The sequence below is a fragment of the Nostoc sp. FACHB-892 genome (assembly GCF_014698795.1).
Taxonomy (GTDB): Bacteria; Cyanobacteriota; Cyanobacteriia; order Cyanobacteriales; family Nostocaceae; genus Nostoc.
Genome location: NZ_JACJTR010000026.1, coordinates 21,665 through 38,481, shown reverse-complemented (window position 1 = coordinate 38,481; position 16,817 = coordinate 21,665). Strand labels below are relative to the sequence as shown.

Genomic DNA, 16,817 nt, shown 5'->3' with positions numbered 1-16,817 from the left:
TGGTGAGAGGAATAAAAGAAGAGTAATTATTATTTCTTATAGATAGAAAAAAGTAGCCTTGAGAGTAATATCATAATGTTGTGATTGTAATACAAAAAAAACATCATAAGATTTATGCGATTGCGTACTAAAAATCTGCTTGTTCCCTAGCAGCCTAGTACTGTAAGCAATGAATAGATAAGGCACAAGGATATTAACATGATTCTTGGCGCAATTTGATGCCAAATCATTAATATATGCAGTGCTTCTCAAATCTTTAGACTTAACAGAAACGCCTGTTCCAATCAGGTGTGGTTCAGTTATCTCTTACGACTTGTTATTTCTCCACCTTGTTTTCTCGGCATTGCTGAATAAAAGTGTGAAATTTAAAAATTTAATGTTTGAAGCTGGTTCCTTTGCGCCTTTGGGGTAAAGGAAATTCATACTCTTAATCAGTAACACCGTTTTCTGATGGAGAAGTCACAAGGTAATTTGTTTTACCCTCTAAATTCAGGAAAAGCGCATTTATGGACACGGACACCATTTTCAATCTTACCGGCATTGACATCGACGACATCGACAATCTTACCAACTCTATCCAAATCGGTGGTAGTGGTAACAGATTCATTAACGGCACTAGTGGCAGCGATGTCATTACCTCTGGTAGTGGCAACGATACTATTAACGGTGGTAATGGCAATGATGTCATTACCTCTGGTGGTGGCAACGATTCCATTAACGGTGGTGATGGCAACGATGTCATTACCTCTGGTAGTGGCAACAATATCATTATCGGTGGCCGAGGCAACGATGTCCTTACCGCTGGTAGCGGTAGGGATAGTCTTTTTGGCGGTAGTGGTAATGATGTCCTTACCGGTGGTGGTGACAACGATCGCCTCATTGGTGGTGATGGCAACGATACCCTTGTCGGTGGTAATGGCAACGATACCCTGCTTGGTGAAAGTGGCAACGATAGCCTGATTGGCGGTAATGGCAACGATGTCATTGGCGGTGGTAATGGCAACGATGTCCTTGGCGGTGGTAGTGGTAACGATCGCCTCGTTGGTGGTAGTGGTAACGATCGCCTCGTTGGTGGTAGTGGAACTGATACTCTTATTGGAGGATCGGGTAATGATCGTTTCCAGTTCAACTCAATTTCAGATAGTCCTGCTGGATCTGGACGGGATGTTATCACTGACTTTTTTGGCAACGGTAACTTGCCAGGTGACCTAATCGATCTATCTAACATCGACGCCAACTCTACTATAGGGGGCAACCAAGCCTTTACTTTCATTGGATCTCGCGGATTCTTCGCAGCCGGTCAGGTTCGTTATTCAGGAGGTATTCTCCAAGCTAGTAATGATGGGGATCTAGCGGCTGAATTTGAGATTCAGCTGGCAGGCGCACCATCACTAGGGGCAAGCGACCTTGTCCTTTAATTGAACGGATCTGCCTTCAAAATAAGGCACGAGGCAGAATTCTAATAATTTAACAGTTACAGAAAGAGGTAAGTTTAAGTTGCCTCTTTTTTCTATAGTGATTATTATTACGCTAATTTATTTCTGTATTTAGGTAAATTGACAAAATATATTCCTGGTTAACCAGCCAAGGGACTTCCAACAAAAAAAATGTCCCATCGCTGTGCAAGCAGAGGAGGAAGAATCCGATCATCGTCTTCGCTCTAAAAATTGGATAATTTAATTTTTGGAAATCCCAAAGATAGTATTGCTGTAATCAAGCATAGTTAAGTACCAACATAGCTAATACAATCAGAATATTTGTAATCATCCTAGAGAAGTAATAATATATCATAGGAAGAATATTTTAAAAGACAAATTGTAACGCAGAAGTGTAGTGATCGTACTGGTCAATAAGACTTTTAAGTAATTAGCAATTAATTACTTATACATAACTACAGAAATAATTAAATAAATCTCAATAAGCAAAACTCTTATCTAAACAAGGGTTTCAAATTTTGCTATGACGAAAAAAAATACAAGAGGGTTAATTACTATTTCTTATCAATAGAAAAAATTCCCCTTAATGGTAATAGTATAGTTGTGTGATTGAAAACGTTCTAACACCTATATCTTTTTGTAGTAGCAAATCTGCTTTCTTCCTAACAGCCTACTACTAGAACCAATGAGGGCATAAGGTACAACAATATAGCGGTTCTCGATTATATGAGGACATTAAAGTCCTTATGTGAAATAATTCAGTATTTTTTGTTTGTATCTCACTCAACTGTACACCGCTATATAACATGAGTGTTGACACAATTTTGATGCCAAGATCATCAATACATCCAGTGCTTCTCATATCTTCAAATCTTCAGTACTGACTGCAAATATCTGCTTCAATCATTTCTAATTTAGCTATCTGTTCATTTTTCCTCTTCCTTTCTTGGTGAGGAAATGATGAGGTAGTTTATTTACCCTATAAATTAAGGAGATGTCTATTATGGCAACCATAACTGGTACCATTTTCAATGACAATAATACCGTCAACGGTGAACCATCTGTCTTTCGCGCTGCCCTGAATGGGGGTGCTAGCAACGATATCCTCAATGGGCGTGCTGGTAACGATATCCTTAATGGGCGTGCTGGTAACGATATCCTTAATGGGAATGCTGGCAACGATATCCTCAATGGGAATGCTGGCAACGATATCCTCAATGGTGGATTGGGTAACGATACCCTCAATGGTGGATTGGGTAATGATACCCTCAATGGGCGTGCTGGTAACGATATCCTCAATGGGAATGCTGGCAACGATATCCTCAATGGTGGATTAGGTAACGATACCCTCAATGGTGGATTGGGTAATGATACCCTCAATGGGAATGCTGGTAACGATATCCTCAATGGGAATGCTGGCAACGATATCCTCAATGGTGGATTAGGTAACGATACCCTCAATGGTGGATTGGGTAATGATGCCCTCAATGGGAATGCTGGTAACGATATCCTCAATGGGAATGCTGGCAACGATATCCTCAATGGTGGATTAGGTAACGATACCCTCAATGGTGGAAGAGGCAACGATACCCTCAATGGTGGTGTTGGAACCGATCGCCTTACCGGAGGATTGGGCAACGATGTTTTCGTTTTCAACTCAGTTTCAGATAGTTCTACTGGTTCTTCACGGGATACTATCGCTGGCTTCGATGGAAACGGTAACTTACCAGGTGACCGAATCGATCTATCTGCCATTGACGCCAACCCCTTTCTAGCAGGTAACCAAGCCTTCACTTACATTGGTTCTGGCGTATTCTCCAGAGTCGGTCAAGTCCGTTATTCAGGAGGCATTCTTGAAGGTAACACTAATTTCAATTTTGCCTCCGAGTTTGAGATTCAACTTGCAGGAGCACCAGGACTAGTTGCAAGCGATATTATCCTTTAATTAAGGGACTTACAGCTAAAAAATATCCCATCCCTGCGGAATGCTCCGTGAACATAAGGGACATGGAAAAACCAGAGTTTGAGAGATATTTTGCGGAAATTCAGACTAATTAATCTTAATTTCCGCTAGAAACCCACCTTGCTAAAACTCTGCTTGCTTTTACACCCCTACTCTCTGTTTGCTATCCATTACCCGGATCTTTTTTAACATTTGCGAGAGTCTTGACTCAGGTTTTTATAACCCTGATTCGTTCGTTGCTTATTCTCAATAAAAACGCAGTTTTAGCGAGAAGATAAAAAACGAATTTGTCAAGTATACCTAAATGTTAAGTGTCTAAGACGGTTATAGAATATGGGTTTCAAGATTGTAAAGAAAGATGTGGGTAACGCATAGTCTCTGTTTGGAGGAAGGGTGTTTTTATTACCAACGTTGGTACATACATTACTCATATTCGATCGTGCCGCATATGCATGAGAAAATCAGGTAATACAATCGCAACTGTTGCGATGATGCCACGGAAGGAAAAAAGATGTCAGAGAATTTGAGAAGCCAAGTAGTGACGCAAGGGGTGCAGCGATCGCCAAATCGAGCCATGCTGCGTGCAGTTGGTTTTAAAGATGAAGATTTCAACAAAGCCATTGTCGGTATTGCCAATGGCTACAGTACAATCACTCCCTGTAATATAGGGATAAATCTGCTGGCACAAAGGGCAGAGGTTGCTATAAAAACCGCCGGAGCAATGCCACAAATGTTTGGCACAATTACCATCAGCGATGGGATTTCGATGGGAACAGAAGGGATGAAATATTCCCTCGTATCGCGGGAAGTGATCGCCGACTCCATTGAAACCGCCTGTACCGGACAAAGTATGGATGGCGTGCTAGCCATTGGCGGCTGTGATAAAAATATGCCAGGGGCAATGCTAGCGATCGCACGGATGAATATCCCGGCAATATTTGTTTACGGTGGCACAATTAAACCCGGACACTATAACGGTAAAGACTTAACCGTTGTCAGTTCTTTTGAAGCAGTTGGTCAATACAGTGCTGGAAAAATTGACGACAAGGAATTATTAGAAGTCGAAAGTCGCGCTTGTCCTGGCGCTGGTTCCTGCGGGGGAATGTTCACCGCCAACACCATGTCCTCAGCATTTGAAGCGATGGGAATGAGTTTGCCCTATTCTTCAACAATGGCAGCCGAAGATGCCGAAAAAGCCGACAGCACCGAAAAATCGGCATTTGTATTAGTCGAAGCTATCCGTAAACAAATCTTACCCCGGCAAATTATCACCCGCAAATCAATAGAGAATGCTATCTCTGTGATTATGGCAGTCGGTGGTTCGACCAATGCAGTATTGCATTTTTTAGCGATCGCCCGTGCTGCTAATGTAAAGTTAACCATAGATGACTTTGAAACTATCCGCGCCCGTGTTCCGGTTTTGTGTGATTTAAAACCAAGTGGTAAATATGTCGCTACAGATTTGCATAAAGCTGGTGGCATTCCGCAAGTCATGAAGATGCTGCTTGTACATGATTTATTACATGGAGATAGCCTGACCATTAGCGGTCAAACCATTGCAGAGATATTAGCAGACATCCCCGAAGAACCATCTGCCAATCAAGATGTGATTCGGACTTGGAATAACCCGATGTATCCCCAAGGACATTTAGCCATCCTCAGAGGTAATTTGGCAACGGAAGGGGCAGTCGCTAAAATTACTGGTGTGAAAAAACCAGTTATTACCGGCCCGGCACGAGTGTTTGAATCGGAAGAAGCTTCTTTAGATGCTATTTTGGCTGGGAAGATTCAAGCTGGTGATATTCTAGTCATCCGCTACGAAGGACCCAAGGGCGGCCCTGGTATGCGAGAAATGTTGGCTCCCACTTCGGCAATTATCGGGGCTGGTTTGGGTGATGCGGTGGGATTAATTACCGATGGCCGCTTTTCTGGTGGTACTTATGGCATGGTGGTTGGTCATGTGGCTCCAGAAGCAGCTGTTGGTGGTGCGATCGCTCTTGTTGAAGAAGGCGATAGTATTACCATTGATGCACCTGCACGCCTCTTGCAGTTGAATATATCTGAATCAGAATTCGCCCGTCGTCGTGCTAATTGGCAACCTCCTGCACCACGTTACACTAAAGGCGTATTGGCGAAATATGCCAAATTGGTATCTTCTAGCAGTCTTGGTGCTGTCACAGATTTAGATTTGTTTTAATTCACTTGACTATCATGTGAGCTGCCTAAACTGTACCATAGGTTCAGTGTAGGCTTTCCAATTCATTAAATATCTCCGAAGATCACTCTTAGATTGTTGACTGTTAACCGTCAACGGTCAACAGCGTCGGGGCATCTCTCATCCTATCTTTAAAAAGAGTGGATTTTCCCGATGCGTTTTATAAATTATTCTTCACCCAATCTCTAAAGTTACGCATAGCTTGACTTTTGCCAATTGTTAAACACTGCTGAACATATTCATTCACTAACTCAATAATTGGGATATTAGGAAAATTAGGGCTAAAAGATGGGCTATTAAATACGCTTTGGCATTAAATAACAGAAATACCAGAATAGATAAACTGGAATTACTCTCAGGATTCGCTATTATGAGCGATCGCTTCATCCACACAAATCTGAAAATTCCAATATTTTAGGGTATAAATATTAACAATCCTTAATAATATTATCTATTAAGGATTGTTAAGAGGAGCAAAAATTGCTCACAAACTCAATTGTCACTTAAAAATCATCGAGAAACTGACTAAGGCGACTGATTACGGGGTCAACCTCTTGAGGAGGGGTAGCAACAGTATAAGAAGTGTTATTTACTACTTCTAATTGAGTTGGAGACTGAATGATTGATCGATCATTGACTATGATCGCCAGTTGTGCAACTTGTTGAGAAAGTTGCAGTAGATGGTGTTCCATCGTCTCCAAACGATTAGATCCCTTGGCAAAAAAACGTTCCTCAAGTCCAGCCACTTGACGTTGCAGTTCACCAATTTGTTGTTCAATCGGTGTTCTTGCTGCTGTTTGTGGAGCAGGTTGTACAGATTCCGGTACACATAAAGATTGCCACAAGGCTTCTTTACAGAGGTCGCTGAAAGTCTTGTCTGGTTGTTTTTCCAAATAACTTTCTACTTGCGCTAACAAGCTTTCATCAGCAAGCTCTGGGTTGAACGTGACGGATTTAACTACCTTTTTTGACCATTGGAACATCAGCTTTATGCCCTAGCAGCGCGATTGGAGGATAATTGTGCCTCTCCATAAATATACTGCCCCAAAGCATTCGCCTGCCGAGAAGGTGCTGCTAAATGAGCATTAATCTTTGCTTCCTTGAGTAAACGTTGAACGTCGTCCCAGAAGAACTCACCACCCCCGCCAGTCAGAATCACATCGGTGACACGTTCTGGCAACCAGGCGAGTACACGGCTACAGATTTCACGAGAAAACATCTCTGTGAGGTTGGGAAGAAAATCGTCTAGGTTGGTGGGCTTGCTAGCGCCTTTAGGACGGTAATAGCGTTCACCTCTGGGTTTGTTCACAGCAGAAATCAGGGCTAGAGATTGACTATCTGCTCCCTCGATTTCGGCAGACACCAATTCATAGAACTTATTCATACCGAAGTCTTCGCTCTTAGAAGCACCTCTGGCAAAACGGAAGTTATCTACCATCAAAAGATCGACGGTTTGATGTCCAATATCAACGATCGCCACCGATATTTTTGTAAAATCAGGACTGCCAGGACTTTTCTTTGGTTGAGCTTCAGACCACAGCAGGCTGCCGTAGCCTTCTGGCATTACCCATACCTTACTGACATTCAGCGATACAGATTCGCCTCGGAAGTTCAACACATGAGGACCACCGACTTGGCTAATCAACTGTGCTTTTTCTTTTTCAAATTGCTCTAAGGAAAGAAAAGGCAGACCTAGTACAACTGAGATATCGTCTCTGAGTTTGAAGTAGCCAGCACTTGCTAATACTTTTACCAGTGCAGCCTCTACCTTAGATTGGCCGACTCCTAAATTTGCCCCAAAATCTGCTGCCAATTGACCAACAGCATATCCATTTCCTTGGTACTCCAGCCACAAATCCATTAAAGGGTCAGTAGCCCTGGCTTCAAAAACACCGCCGCGTACTTGTTCTATTGACATCTGCTTGACGTTGGCAGGAACGAACACCACGCTGCCGGGTTCACGACTCACACAAGTTTTTGTGGAAGTTCTGCCTAAATCAACACTGAGAATGGTTTTCCCTGGAACACCGCCTGCCTTAGGAGGATTATTATTAACAGCATTCATGGGAGTCGATGCTGATACTCTATTCATGGGTATAGCAGCAGCATTGATAGGGGTAGCGGCGGAAGGTTGGTCTGTCATGAAAGCTCCTAGTTCAAACTTAACTGTAAAAAGTTGTCATGCTCATCTTACAAAAATGCGAGCAACCAGAAATTCTAGGTTGCGTCAAGTGTAGCTAGAAATACCCCAAAAATTAATTCAGGCGATACCTCCGATAAGCTTATGCCTTCGCACATCTAGTATTATTTGGCATAGTGTAGGCGAATTTTGGCCAGATGTAACCCCTGCTTTCACTGCTTTCAAACCAAAAACGTCCGTGTTTCATCTTCTAGTACGTCTTAACTGGCGTTTAAATATCCAGAAAACAAATGCTAGAACCAAACCCCCAAGTACGATTTTGGATACAGGAGCAAGGTACTTGTCCACAAGTTCATACTGACTACCCAATATGTATCCTGAGTATGTTAGCAAACCCACCCAAGCAGCGCTACCTAAGGTTGTGTAAACCAAAAATGGTAGCAGGGGCATGTTGCTAATACCTGCAGGAACAGAAATTAAAGTGCGGATTCCCGGTACAAGGCGACCAATTAATACTGCTGTTCTGCCTTGTCGGTTAAACCACTCTTTGGCCTTGGTGATATCTTTACTGGATATGCCTAGCCATTTGCCATATTTGTCAGCCCAAGCTTTCAAACGGGTTTCCCCCAAAAACTGACCTGGATAGTACCAAATAAGTGCGCCCAATACAGAACCTAAAAGTCCTGCAAAAAACACACCAATGATATTCAGCTTTGCCCCTCCTGGTTGATATGGGCTTGCTGTAAATCCAGCCAGTGGCATAATCAATTCCGAAGGAATGGGGGGAAATAAGTTCTCTAAGAACATTAACAGGGCGATTCCCCAATATCCAAAATAGTTGATGGTATTAGTTATCCATTCAAGCATTGAGTTAATTCCTGAAATTGCTGGACTAGTTTTGTTAATAAATTCAGCCTTAGCTTTATTAAAAGGTAATTATTCTTGCTACCTAAAATCAAAGTAATTTTGCTGCATTATAAAGTTGGCATCGCAACGAAGAAACAGAGTAAGATCGGTGGAAGCTAGAATCAAACCTACCACTAGATTTTGTTTTCTAATTTTTTAGATCCCCCTTAGTCGTTTTTTTAAAAGGACTAGGAAGGATCTAAAGATTTGATGGCAAATTTAACAACACACTTTAGAGTTTTCTTCTGAGGTTGTAGTTGTGGGAGAGCAAGGAGAAAGTGTTACCTTTCCCCCTCATCCCCTTATCCCCCTCGTCCCCTCTTCTAGGCTGTCGGAGTCAATGATTGTACTCTTGGTTCGGATTGCCAGTCTAATGGATTCCAAACTCGATCTTCCAGCGCCATTTGCTCAATCAAACTTGCTAATCTCAGGGCTTTAAGAGCTTGTTCACCGCCTACTGAGGGTTGATTGCCACCATGTACACAGTTGACAAAATGCTCTAATTCTGCACTTAGGGGTTGAATGTTACTGGTGTAGACTTTTTCAATCACACCATCTTGCCTGTAAAGTACTTTTCGGTGGTCGGTGAGAGAATTAGCAGTCGTTTGCCGGTGAATCAAAATTTCATTCTTGAGAAAATCTGCCTCAGTAAATGAATTTTTGCAATGGGCGACAATCCGGCGAATTTTTCGGTGGGTGACTTTACTGGCGGTCAGAGTAGCAACAATACCATTGGCAAACCCCAAGGTGGCGGTTACATAATCTAAATAACCAGAGTCTAGGGCGCGACTACCGCTAGCAGTCAATTTCGTGACTGGGGAAGCAGCTAATTCCAAAAGTAGGTCGATGTCATGGATCATTAAATCCAGCACAACTGAAACATCGTTTGCTCGATCTGAGTAAGGACTCATTCTGTGGGCTTCTAGTGCCAGCAATTCCTCAGTTTTCAGCACTTGGCTTAGTTCTTTAAAAGCTGGATTAAAACGCTCAATATGACCCACTTGTAGGATACACCCAGACTCGGCTGCGGCATTTACTAGGGACTCTGCCTCAGAAATACTGGCTGCGATCGGTTTTTCAATCAAAACATGAATTCCCGCTAACAGACAGTTGATACCCACAGCATAGTGTAAACGGGTGGGAACTGCTACACAAACTGCTTCCACAAGAGGTAACAGGTCACAGTAATCTTCGAAAAAACGCACCTTGTACTTGCTGGCAGTTTCTAGCCCTCGCTCAACATTAATGTCTGCTACTCCAACTAGTTCAACATCTTTCATTGAACTCAGCACGCGAGCATGATGTTGTCCCATGTTACCCACTCCAATCACGCCTATGCGGATCGGTCGTGGCTGGTTGCGCTGTGTATATGGATTCGGTTCTGCCACTGACATGCTATCTTGCACTATTATTCTCTCCTCAACCACCAAATTTAGAGACGCTACGGCCGTTGGCGTTTATACTCGAAAGCCAGTTACGATCCGTCTAAAACCATCCAGATGGTAACATAGAGCCTATGTTTATGAAGAATTTCAAAGTTTGTGATCGGTTCCCGTAATCCAAATATCTTTTGTATAGATAGTTCGGCTTTGTTTTAGATTTTGCACTTTCTACAATAAATATGTGTCTTTTTATTAACTTTAAAACATTAAGTAAGACTTAAATGTAAATTCTTCAAATTTCTGGTGTAATTTGGCGATTTAAAATTCAAAATTTGTAATCGAGATGAAAGCTGTAATTCTGTTATCTGGGGGATTAGACTCTTCCACAATTTTGTACAAAGCTAAAGCTGATGGCTGTGAATGTCATGCTATTTCCTTTGATTACCAGCAGCGACACCGACGAGAGTTACATTCAGCCCTCACTGTTGCTCAAAAAGCTGCGATCGCACAATATCAGGTGGTTAATTTTGATTTACGGCAATGGGGTGGTTCAGCACTTACCGATGACGCGATTGATTTACCCCAGGAGCGATCGCTCGATGAAATGTCTCAAAATATTCCTGTAACCTATGTTCCGGCGCGTAATACCATCTTTTTAAGCTTTGCTCTTGGTTACGCCGAAGCGATCGCAGCTGAACGTGTCTATATCGGTGTCAATGCTTTAGATTACTCAGGATATCCTGACTGTCGTCCCGACTATATCCAGGCAATGCAAGAAGTTTTTCGCCTGGGAACCAAACAAGGGCGTGAGGGACAACCAATCAATATTGTTGCACCGCTAATAAATTTGAAAAAAACTGAAATCATCCAGTTGGGTAACCAATTGGGAGTCCCTTGGGAGCTAACTTGGTCTTGTTATGCTGGTGGTGATGTTGCCTGCGGTGTATGTGATTCTTGTCGCTTGCGATTGGCAGCCTTTGCCGAATTAGGACTCGTTGATCCACTGGTGTATGGTTCTTGAGTTAGGAGTTAGGAGTTAGGAGTTAGGAGTTAGGAGTTAGGAGTTAGGAGTTAGGAGTTAGGAGTTAGGAGTTAGGAGTTAGGAGTTAGGAGTTAGGAGTTAGGAGTTAGGAGTTAAAATCCAATACAGTTCAGTTAAGCCCCAAATCCAATGCAAGAGACGTTGCAATGCAACGTCTCTACATACCAAAAATCCTTATACCCAAGCGTATTGAGTTAAAATTCATAACTCCTAACTCTCAACTCCTAACTTTCAACTTTTAACTCTTCTAACCGTCGCAGTTGAATTTGATGCAGGCGTGGCCCAACAATTGATACCACAGTAAATTCAAGATTTTCATAGCAGAAGATTTCACCTTTGGCAGGAATTTTCTGTAACTGATAAAGCAAAAAGCCCCCTAGTGTCTGGTATTCTCTTGTCACAGGTAAGTTGAGATGCAAAACTTCGTTGAGGTCTTCGAGGTTGATTTGTGCCTGTACCAGAAATTTTTGCTCATCCAACATCTGAATTAGTAAGTCGTCGCTGCTTTCAGGAACGCTTGCGTGGCCGATGATTTCGGCAATGACATCTTTGATTGTCACTAGTCCCACAGTACCGCCGAATTCATTCACTACCATGACCATAGCGGGTTTCTCTTGCTGCATCATTGGCAAAAGTTCACTCAAGGGCGTATGTTCTGGAACAAACCGGACGGGACGCATCCAAGGTTGGATTTGTGCCTCTAAACTGAGCTTTCCTACAGCCAAAGGTTGTGCCAAATCTTTAAAATAAACAATACCGCGAACATCGTCTAAAGATTCACCAATGACGGGATAACGAGAGTAACCAGTAGAAGCCATTTCCTTGAGTAATGTCTGGAAGCTAGCATCTTTTGGCAGCGCAATAATACTGGTGCGGGGGATCATCACATCTTGGGCCATGACATCCCCAAACTCAAAGACATTATTGAGCAGTTCTCGCTCTGCGTGCTGTAAACCAGTAGATCCCCATTCTGTAGATATAATCAGTTGCAATTCTTCTGGAGTTACAGGTGGTCTCCAGCCTTGGCCTGTGTATTGGATACCAAAAATCCGCAATAAGAAACGAGTTGATTGGTTGAGAATCCAGATGAAGGGACCAAAAAAACGCACAATCGCTTTTACCGAAGGACCCAAAAACCGAGCTAGCTGTTCTGAGTACAGCATGGCTAAGGATTTGGGACATAATTCTCCGATCACAATTTGTAAATAGGCAATCAAGAAAAATGCAATGGGAATTGATAAGGAATGCGCTAGGAAGGTAGTCATTCCAATAGGTAAAGGCCAGGATTTTAACCATGCCTTCACCAGCACGACAATCGTACTTTCTCCAATCCATCCTAATGCCAAACTAGAAAGGGTAATGCCTAACTGAGTGGTAGATAGCAGTCGGTCAATACTACGTTGTAGCATTTCGACTGCGATCGCTGGAATATCCCCAGCCTTAACTAGCTGGTGAATACGCGATCGCCGCACGCTCACCATCGAAAATTCTGCCGTCACAAAAAAGGCATTTATGGCAATCAGTAGTAGCACTGATAGTAACCGCAGCGCCACCTCTGTCCAACTTAAATTAGGAAAACCACTCACTGCCAAAGCTCGTGTAAAACTCACGCCCTCCATTTAGGGGGAATGGGGAATGGGGAATGGGAATGGAGAGTGGGGAATGGTAAAAAATAACGTATAATCACCAATGCCCAATGCCCAATGCCCAATGTCCAATGCCCAATGCCCCATGCCCAATCTACCTCTCTACAGAAATATTTGACGCTACTAACTTCAATTCTTGAGCGGGATAATCAGTGAGAGCGAGTGATATTTTCTTAACATCATCAAGTAAAGCTGTGGGAATGCTCACTGTACCTGTAAATGCTGGCCCATTTACAGGCAATTCTGTTGGTAAACCTTCTGTACTAGCACTCAGAGTTCGTCCTTTATCATCGGTAACATCTAAAAAACTATACAGGAAGCGCACAGAATCTTTACCTTTGTTCTGCATTTTCACTTTCAATAGCAAATCACCACCAGAGTAGCGGGCAGATTGCACAATCATGGTTACACCTTGACTCTGGGCAGTAACTGGAAACCCTGGCTGGGGCTTTTCTTCAACCACTGCTGGGAGTTTTTCCTCTGGCTTCTGCTTGCTGCTATTGGTTTCTTCATCATCTTCCTCTAGCTTTTCTGATTTAGCGGTCTTGGTCTTACCCTCAATTCGTGCCTTGACAATTTTTAGAATCTCTTCCTCTTTTAATAGCACTAACCCTGCCTGTTGAGAGCTATTTGTTTTATTGCTGGCAAATTTGGTTGTAGGACGCCCATCTGGTGTAGTAACGCCTTTAAGTGCTGAACTACCTAGTTCAAACCCCAAAAGGGCACTCACAGAACCTGCCCCCATCATCAGGATTAACAAAACCAAAGTAAGAAGTACAGTAGAATTTATTTTCATCACTGACAAGCTATTACATAAAAATGCGGGTCTATTTAAGAATAGTGAAGCTTTTGACCTCAATCTTAAAGGAACTTGATCAATATTAGTCTGCACTATTTTATGATTAAATTATGTAGTATAAAAATCTGATAAGCTATTGTCGAGTATTCACAAGTGTAAATTTGTGCTATAATTACCCAATTGGCTAAACTCGATGCATGAGGTATTTTCCTTAGTATAAAATTAGCAAATCAGGTTGACCTAAGAGTTGAAGTAATTGACTCTTATGAACCCGAGAGCCAACAAAACAAGCGCCTTTGGCCGATTGGGGAGGCAACGAACTCATAATTCGTCTTCAGGCTGGTTCGATTCCAGCAGGGCGCACTGAACAATCAAAAAGCAGTAATAGAGGGATAAAGGGCATTGGGCAAGAGGACTTGGGGTCAAGGAGAAAGACTTGTTTCAAGTTATCACCTCTTGTCCCCTTGTCTCCCTCATCTCCCCTTGCTCCCCCACTCCCTACTCCACAATATTACCGAGGTAGTAAAGTTTCAAACCTGAATTCAGTTCCTACTTTGAGTTTGTTGCTATTGAAACGCGGAGACATCATTAGTGATGTGTCATAAGGATTTGGTAAATCAGGAGTGCGAATATATGGGTCGTTGCCAACTTGTTGAGTCAGGACATCACGATATAAACTGTTAATCAACTGAGCATCGCGAGCAATTTCGTTTTCTGGGAAAGAACCACCGAAACCGGAACCCGATCCGAAAAATGAGTCTAGTTGACGCTTGAGACTGCTATTCTCATAGAAATTGCGATCATGACGAAAATAAGCTCGTTCAAATACATCATTAGTAGTTTCAGTTTTGGCGGTTTCAGTTTGGGCAGATGCTACTGAGGGAAAAGCAATACTAGCAGCAAGCAGCACCAATAAACCACCAAAGGGTTTAAATTTTAGACACACGTTTCTGACTCCTCAATTTTTGTTTTGGGCGAATCTTAATTTATGCTTAAGTTCAGAACTCTCATGAGTTCAACCTTTGGTGTAGCACAATTTTTAATGTTTTGTAATGACGTATCCTACTGAAACTCTTACCCACTCAGATATTTGGGCAACCACCCCTGATTCGACCACCTTGCGCCACAAGCTACTAGATTTATTTTGCCAACTTGCTTATCAAGAAGGTGATTTTCTCCTATCTTCTGGGCTGCGTAGTTCTTATTATGTCAACAAGACGCAGGTAACACTGCATCCTCAAGGTGCTTTGGCAGTCGGACGGTTGCTGTTTCATTTACTACCCGTAGATACACAGGCTGTAGGTGGTTTAACAATGGGGGCTGATCCAATGGTGACAGCAGTGAGTATAGTTTCTGTTTATGAAAACCGCCCAATACCAGCACTAATTATTCGCAAGGAAGCCAAGGGTTATGGGACGAAAGCTTATATAGAAGGCCCCAGTCTACCAGAAGGTGCAAAAGTAGTAGTTTTGGAAGATGTCGTTACAACTGGGCAATCTGCTTTAAAAGCAGTTGAGCGTCTTAAAGATGCAGGTTATACCGTAAATCAAATAATTTCACTGGTAGACCGACAACAAGGTGGAGGTGAGTTGTACCAGTCAGCAGGGTTGAAGTTTGAAACTTTGTTTTCCATTCAGGAAGTTCAGGAACGTTACCGACAACTTGCGAATTCATAAGTGTCGCTTGCCAAATTATTTGACAATTTGACAGATTTATGTAACTTAAATTAGTCTTAAAGCCCTAATAAGGGTTTTATTATTTTAGGCTCAAAATAGCCTTTACTGCACTGGCGATCGCAGAAGATGCTTTTTCAATTTCTTCTTTGGTTGTAAATTTCCCAATACCAATTCTTAACGCTCCCTTAATTACATTTTCCGCAAGATTCATAGCTTGCAGAAGGTTGATCGGAATTTTACCGACTGCTTGGGAAGCATCACATAAAAAAGGGATATGGTATTTTTGAGCGATCGCTCCAATTTTTTCTACTGGGTAAATTGTCCCTACTTCATTTTGCCGTTTTTTCTTCTGTGTCGGAGTTTCATTTTTCGGTGGTTTCTGTTTTGGCTCACGATTCCAAAGTTTTTGCCACAATAAATAAACCTATGGATTGACCTTTCTGGGGTTCTATAGCTAAAGCACTGTGTAATATTAAACCATTACCTGCCTTACTCAAACTGATAATTGATAGTATGGAGATATAGTACTCATCCATATTGGGTTTTTGAAAAAACCCCGTACAACTAGAAAAGGTTGATTTCCTACTCCCTACTCCCCACTTGCTGCCTATCGCGCTTCTCTGGGAGACGCTTCTCTTTCAGAGACGCGAACGCGAACGCGAACGCGAACGCGCACCACGCAAATAAGTATGGCTACGCAGCGTTGCGCGAACAGAAATCAAAGCAGTTTCCTATAGTATGGAAAAACTTAAGGAAGAATGTAGCAGTTCTGGTTAAAAAGCTCGAAACCCAGTTTCTATAACCATGAATACCTAATTAAAGAAATATTAATGTTTTGTTAACTTAAATTAATACAAATTTATGTATAGTATAGAACTTTGCTAAACTTCATAATTTGAGGAAAAATAAATGTTAAATCATGTAAGATCGGAATGCTTGTAAAATTGGAAACAACTAACGCCCACAGTACACCATAGGAAAATTAGAAAATGTCTAGGCAAAGTTCTCACGAGAGAAACTTTTTCAAAGCTTTAATTGGTAGCGCTATCAAAGGATCTCATAAGTTAAGACTGGGACTCAAATCTAGCTTGATTATTCTGATTGAATCTGTACCTTTTTTGATTGCTTGTGCTGTACTTGTAAGCGTTATCAGCCTAAAAAGTCCTATTCTGCTTTTTTGTTTACTAGTTGGTAGTTTAATTGCAGTCATCATCCAACAAATTGGACAGCAAGTGAATTTACCAAAGCGATCGCTAATATTATTACAAATTTTAGCCGCAGCCGTAATTCTGAGTTTATATTGGTTAGACTGGTTTGCAGCCCCCGCACAAGCACAGTTTTTTGGGGAAGCTGAAAGGTTTTTCAAAAGAAACTTAGGTGGTGGAACAGGAGTTGGTGGTGGTGAGGCAGCAATAAGTTTGATATTTAATGTGTTGCGGGCCATTTACTTACTCTATATTGCAATCTCCTTGGTTGGTGTGATTAACGCAGTCCGTAAAGATGAAGATTGGCAAAGCATTGCCAGAACTCCCCTATTAGTCGTTGTTGCTGTTACCATTGCTGATGTACTCACACGCTTTGTAATTGGTCCACAACAGCAGTAAATAATTCA

13 protein-coding genes, 1 tRNA gene and 2 pseudogenes are annotated in these 16,817 nt (G+C 42.1%); 7 read left to right on the top strand and 9 right to left on the bottom strand.

Annotated elements, in window-relative coordinates; all coding sequences use genetic code 11:
* Nucleotides 1-506: 506 nt before the first annotated feature.
* The 3 genes from H6G96_RS26695 to ilvD all read left to right on the top strand — a co-directional run bounded on the left by H6G96_RS26695 (nucleotide 507) and on the right by ilvD (nucleotide 5,596).
* Complete coding sequence (locus tag H6G96_RS26695) at nucleotides 507-1,418, top strand: calcium-binding protein (RefSeq protein WP_190915146.1); 912 nt, start codon at nucleotides 507-509, stop codon at nucleotides 1,416-1,418.
* A gap of 1,021 nt (nucleotides 1,419-2,439) precedes the next feature.
* Complete coding sequence (locus tag H6G96_RS42470) at nucleotides 2,440-3,381, top strand: calcium-binding protein (protein WP_277932949.1); 942 nt, start codon at nucleotides 2,440-2,442, stop codon at nucleotides 3,379-3,381.
* 529 nt (nucleotides 3,382-3,910) lie between these two features.
* The gene (ilvD, locus tag H6G96_RS26685) at nucleotides 3,911-5,596 is read left to right on the top strand and encodes a dihydroxy-acid dehydratase (protein WP_190915142.1); all 1,686 of its coding nucleotides are present in this window, start codon (nucleotides 3,911-3,913) and stop codon (nucleotides 5,594-5,596) included.
* A gap of 178 nt (nucleotides 5,597-5,774) precedes the next feature.
* On the opposite strand, the pseudogene H6G96_RS41575 reads toward ilvD, so the two are convergent.
* From H6G96_RS41575 to H6G96_RS26665, 5 genes and pseudogenes are all read right to left on the bottom strand, one after another.
* A pseudogene (locus H6G96_RS41575) lies at nucleotides 5,775-5,897 on the bottom strand (Uma2 family endonuclease); the annotation flags it as partial.
* Nucleotides 5,898-6,117: 220 nt separating this feature from the next.
* Entirely contained in the window at nucleotides 6,118-6,597 is a 480-nt protein-coding gene (locus H6G96_RS26680) for a plasmid segregation centromere-binding protein ParR (RefSeq protein WP_190915140.1), read from the bottom strand.
* Nucleotides 6,598-6,602: 5 nt separating this feature from the next.
* Nucleotides 6,603-7,757 (bottom strand): ParM/StbA family protein, encoded by a 1,155-nt coding sequence (locus H6G96_RS26675; RefSeq protein WP_190915138.1) that lies wholly within the window; start codon nucleotides 7,755-7,757, stop codon nucleotides 6,603-6,605.
* Nucleotides 7,758-7,997: 240 nt separating this feature from the next.
* Nucleotides 7,998-8,621 (bottom strand): DedA family protein, encoded by a 624-nt coding sequence (locus H6G96_RS26670; RefSeq protein ID WP_190728387.1) that lies wholly within the window; start codon nucleotides 8,619-8,621, stop codon nucleotides 7,998-8,000.
* Between the two features lie 362 nt (nucleotides 8,622-8,983).
* Complete coding sequence (locus H6G96_RS26665) at nucleotides 8,984-10,066, bottom strand: Gfo/Idh/MocA family oxidoreductase (protein ID WP_190915136.1); 1,083 nt, start codon at nucleotides 10,064-10,066, stop codon at nucleotides 8,984-8,986.
* A 319-nt stretch (nucleotides 10,067-10,385) separates the two neighbouring features.
* Here H6G96_RS26665 and queC point away from each other — a divergent pair, with 319 nt between their 5' ends.
* Entirely contained in the window at nucleotides 10,386-11,063 is a 678-nt protein-coding gene (gene queC, locus H6G96_RS26660) for a 7-cyano-7-deazaguanine synthase QueC (RefSeq protein WP_190915134.1), read from the top strand.
* Between the two features lie 245 nt (nucleotides 11,064-11,308).
* On the opposite strand, the gene H6G96_RS26655 is transcribed toward queC, so the two are convergent.
* Together H6G96_RS26655 and H6G96_RS26650 are read right to left on the bottom strand one after the other, a co-directional pair.
* Entirely contained in the window at nucleotides 11,309-12,703 is a 1,395-nt protein-coding gene (locus H6G96_RS26655) for a hemolysin family protein (protein WP_190915132.1), read from the bottom strand.
* A 121-nt stretch (nucleotides 12,704-12,824) separates the two neighbouring features.
* Nucleotides 12,825-13,526 (bottom strand): hypothetical protein, encoded by a 702-nt coding sequence (locus tag H6G96_RS26650; protein WP_190915130.1) that lies wholly within the window; start codon nucleotides 13,524-13,526, stop codon nucleotides 12,825-12,827.
* Nucleotides 13,527-13,819: 293 nt separating this feature from the next.
* Here H6G96_RS26650 and H6G96_RS26645 point away from each other — a divergent pair.
* A tRNA-Ile gene (locus H6G96_RS26645) sits at nucleotides 13,820-13,892 on the top strand.
* A gap of 148 nt (nucleotides 13,893-14,040) precedes the next feature.
* Here H6G96_RS26645 and H6G96_RS26640 read toward each other — a convergent pair.
* Complete coding sequence (locus tag H6G96_RS26640; RefSeq protein WP_190915128.1) at nucleotides 14,041-14,475, bottom strand: hypothetical protein; 435 nt, start codon at nucleotides 14,473-14,475, stop codon at nucleotides 14,041-14,043.
* Between the two features lie 106 nt (nucleotides 14,476-14,581).
* Here H6G96_RS26640 and pyrE point away from each other — a divergent pair, with 106 nt between their 5' ends.
* Nucleotides 14,582-15,205, top strand: coding sequence for an orotate phosphoribosyltransferase (gene pyrE / locus H6G96_RS26635; RefSeq protein WP_190915126.1), 624 nt, complete (start codon nucleotides 14,582-14,584; stop codon nucleotides 15,203-15,205).
* Nucleotides 15,206-15,428: 223 nt separating this feature from the next.
* Here pyrE and H6G96_RS42920 read toward each other — a convergent pair.
* Nucleotides 15,429-15,690, bottom strand: a pseudogene (locus H6G96_RS42920) (aminotransferase class V-fold PLP-dependent enzyme); the annotation flags it as partial.
* A gap of 504 nt (nucleotides 15,691-16,194) precedes the next feature.
* Between H6G96_RS42920 and H6G96_RS26625 the strand changes: the two are divergent.
* A complete protein-coding gene (locus tag H6G96_RS26625) occupies nucleotides 16,195-16,809 on the top strand; it encodes a hypothetical protein (RefSeq protein ID WP_190915124.1) in 615 nt (204 codons plus the stop codon).
* The last annotated feature ends 8 nt before the right edge of the window (nucleotides 16,810-16,817 follow it).

Excerpts from the sequence above, each read along its gene's own strand:
- H6G96_RS26655 (WP_190915132.1), bottom strand. The coding sequence starts at position 12,703 with ATGGAGGGCGTGAGTTTTACACGAGCTTTGGCAGTGAGTGGTTTTCCT.
- queC (WP_190915134.1), top strand. The coding sequence starts at position 10,386 with ATGAAAGCTGTAATTCTGTTATCTGGGGGATTAGACTCTTCCACAATT.
- pyrE (WP_190915126.1), top strand. The coding sequence starts at position 14,582 with ATGACGTATCCTACTGAAACTCTTACCCACTCAGATATTTGGGCAACC.
- ilvD (WP_190915142.1), top strand. The coding sequence starts at position 3,911 with ATGTCAGAGAATTTGAGAAGCCAAGTAGTGACGCAAGGGGTGCAGCGA.
- H6G96_RS26680 (WP_190915140.1), bottom strand. The coding sequence starts at position 6,597 with ATGTTCCAATGGTCAAAAAAGGTAGTTAAATCCGTCACGTTCAACCCA.
- H6G96_RS26675 (WP_190915138.1), bottom strand. The coding sequence starts at position 7,757 with ATGACAGACCAACCTTCCGCCGCTACCCCTATCAATGCTGCTGCTATA.
- H6G96_RS26695 (WP_190915146.1), top strand. The coding sequence starts at position 507 with ATGGACACGGACACCATTTTCAATCTTACCGGCATTGACATCGACGAC.
- H6G96_RS26650 (WP_190915130.1), bottom strand. The coding sequence starts at position 13,526 with ATGAAAATAAATTCTACTGTACTTCTTACTTTGGTTTTGTTAATCCTG.
- H6G96_RS42470 (WP_277932949.1), top strand. The coding sequence starts at position 2,440 with ATGGCAACCATAACTGGTACCATTTTCAATGACAATAATACCGTCAAC.
- H6G96_RS26625 (WP_190915124.1), top strand. The coding sequence starts at position 16,195 with ATGTCTAGGCAAAGTTCTCACGAGAGAAACTTTTTCAAAGCTTTAATT.
- H6G96_RS26670 (WP_190728387.1), bottom strand. The coding sequence starts at position 8,621 with ATGCTTGAATGGATAACTAATACCATCAACTATTTTGGATATTGGGGA.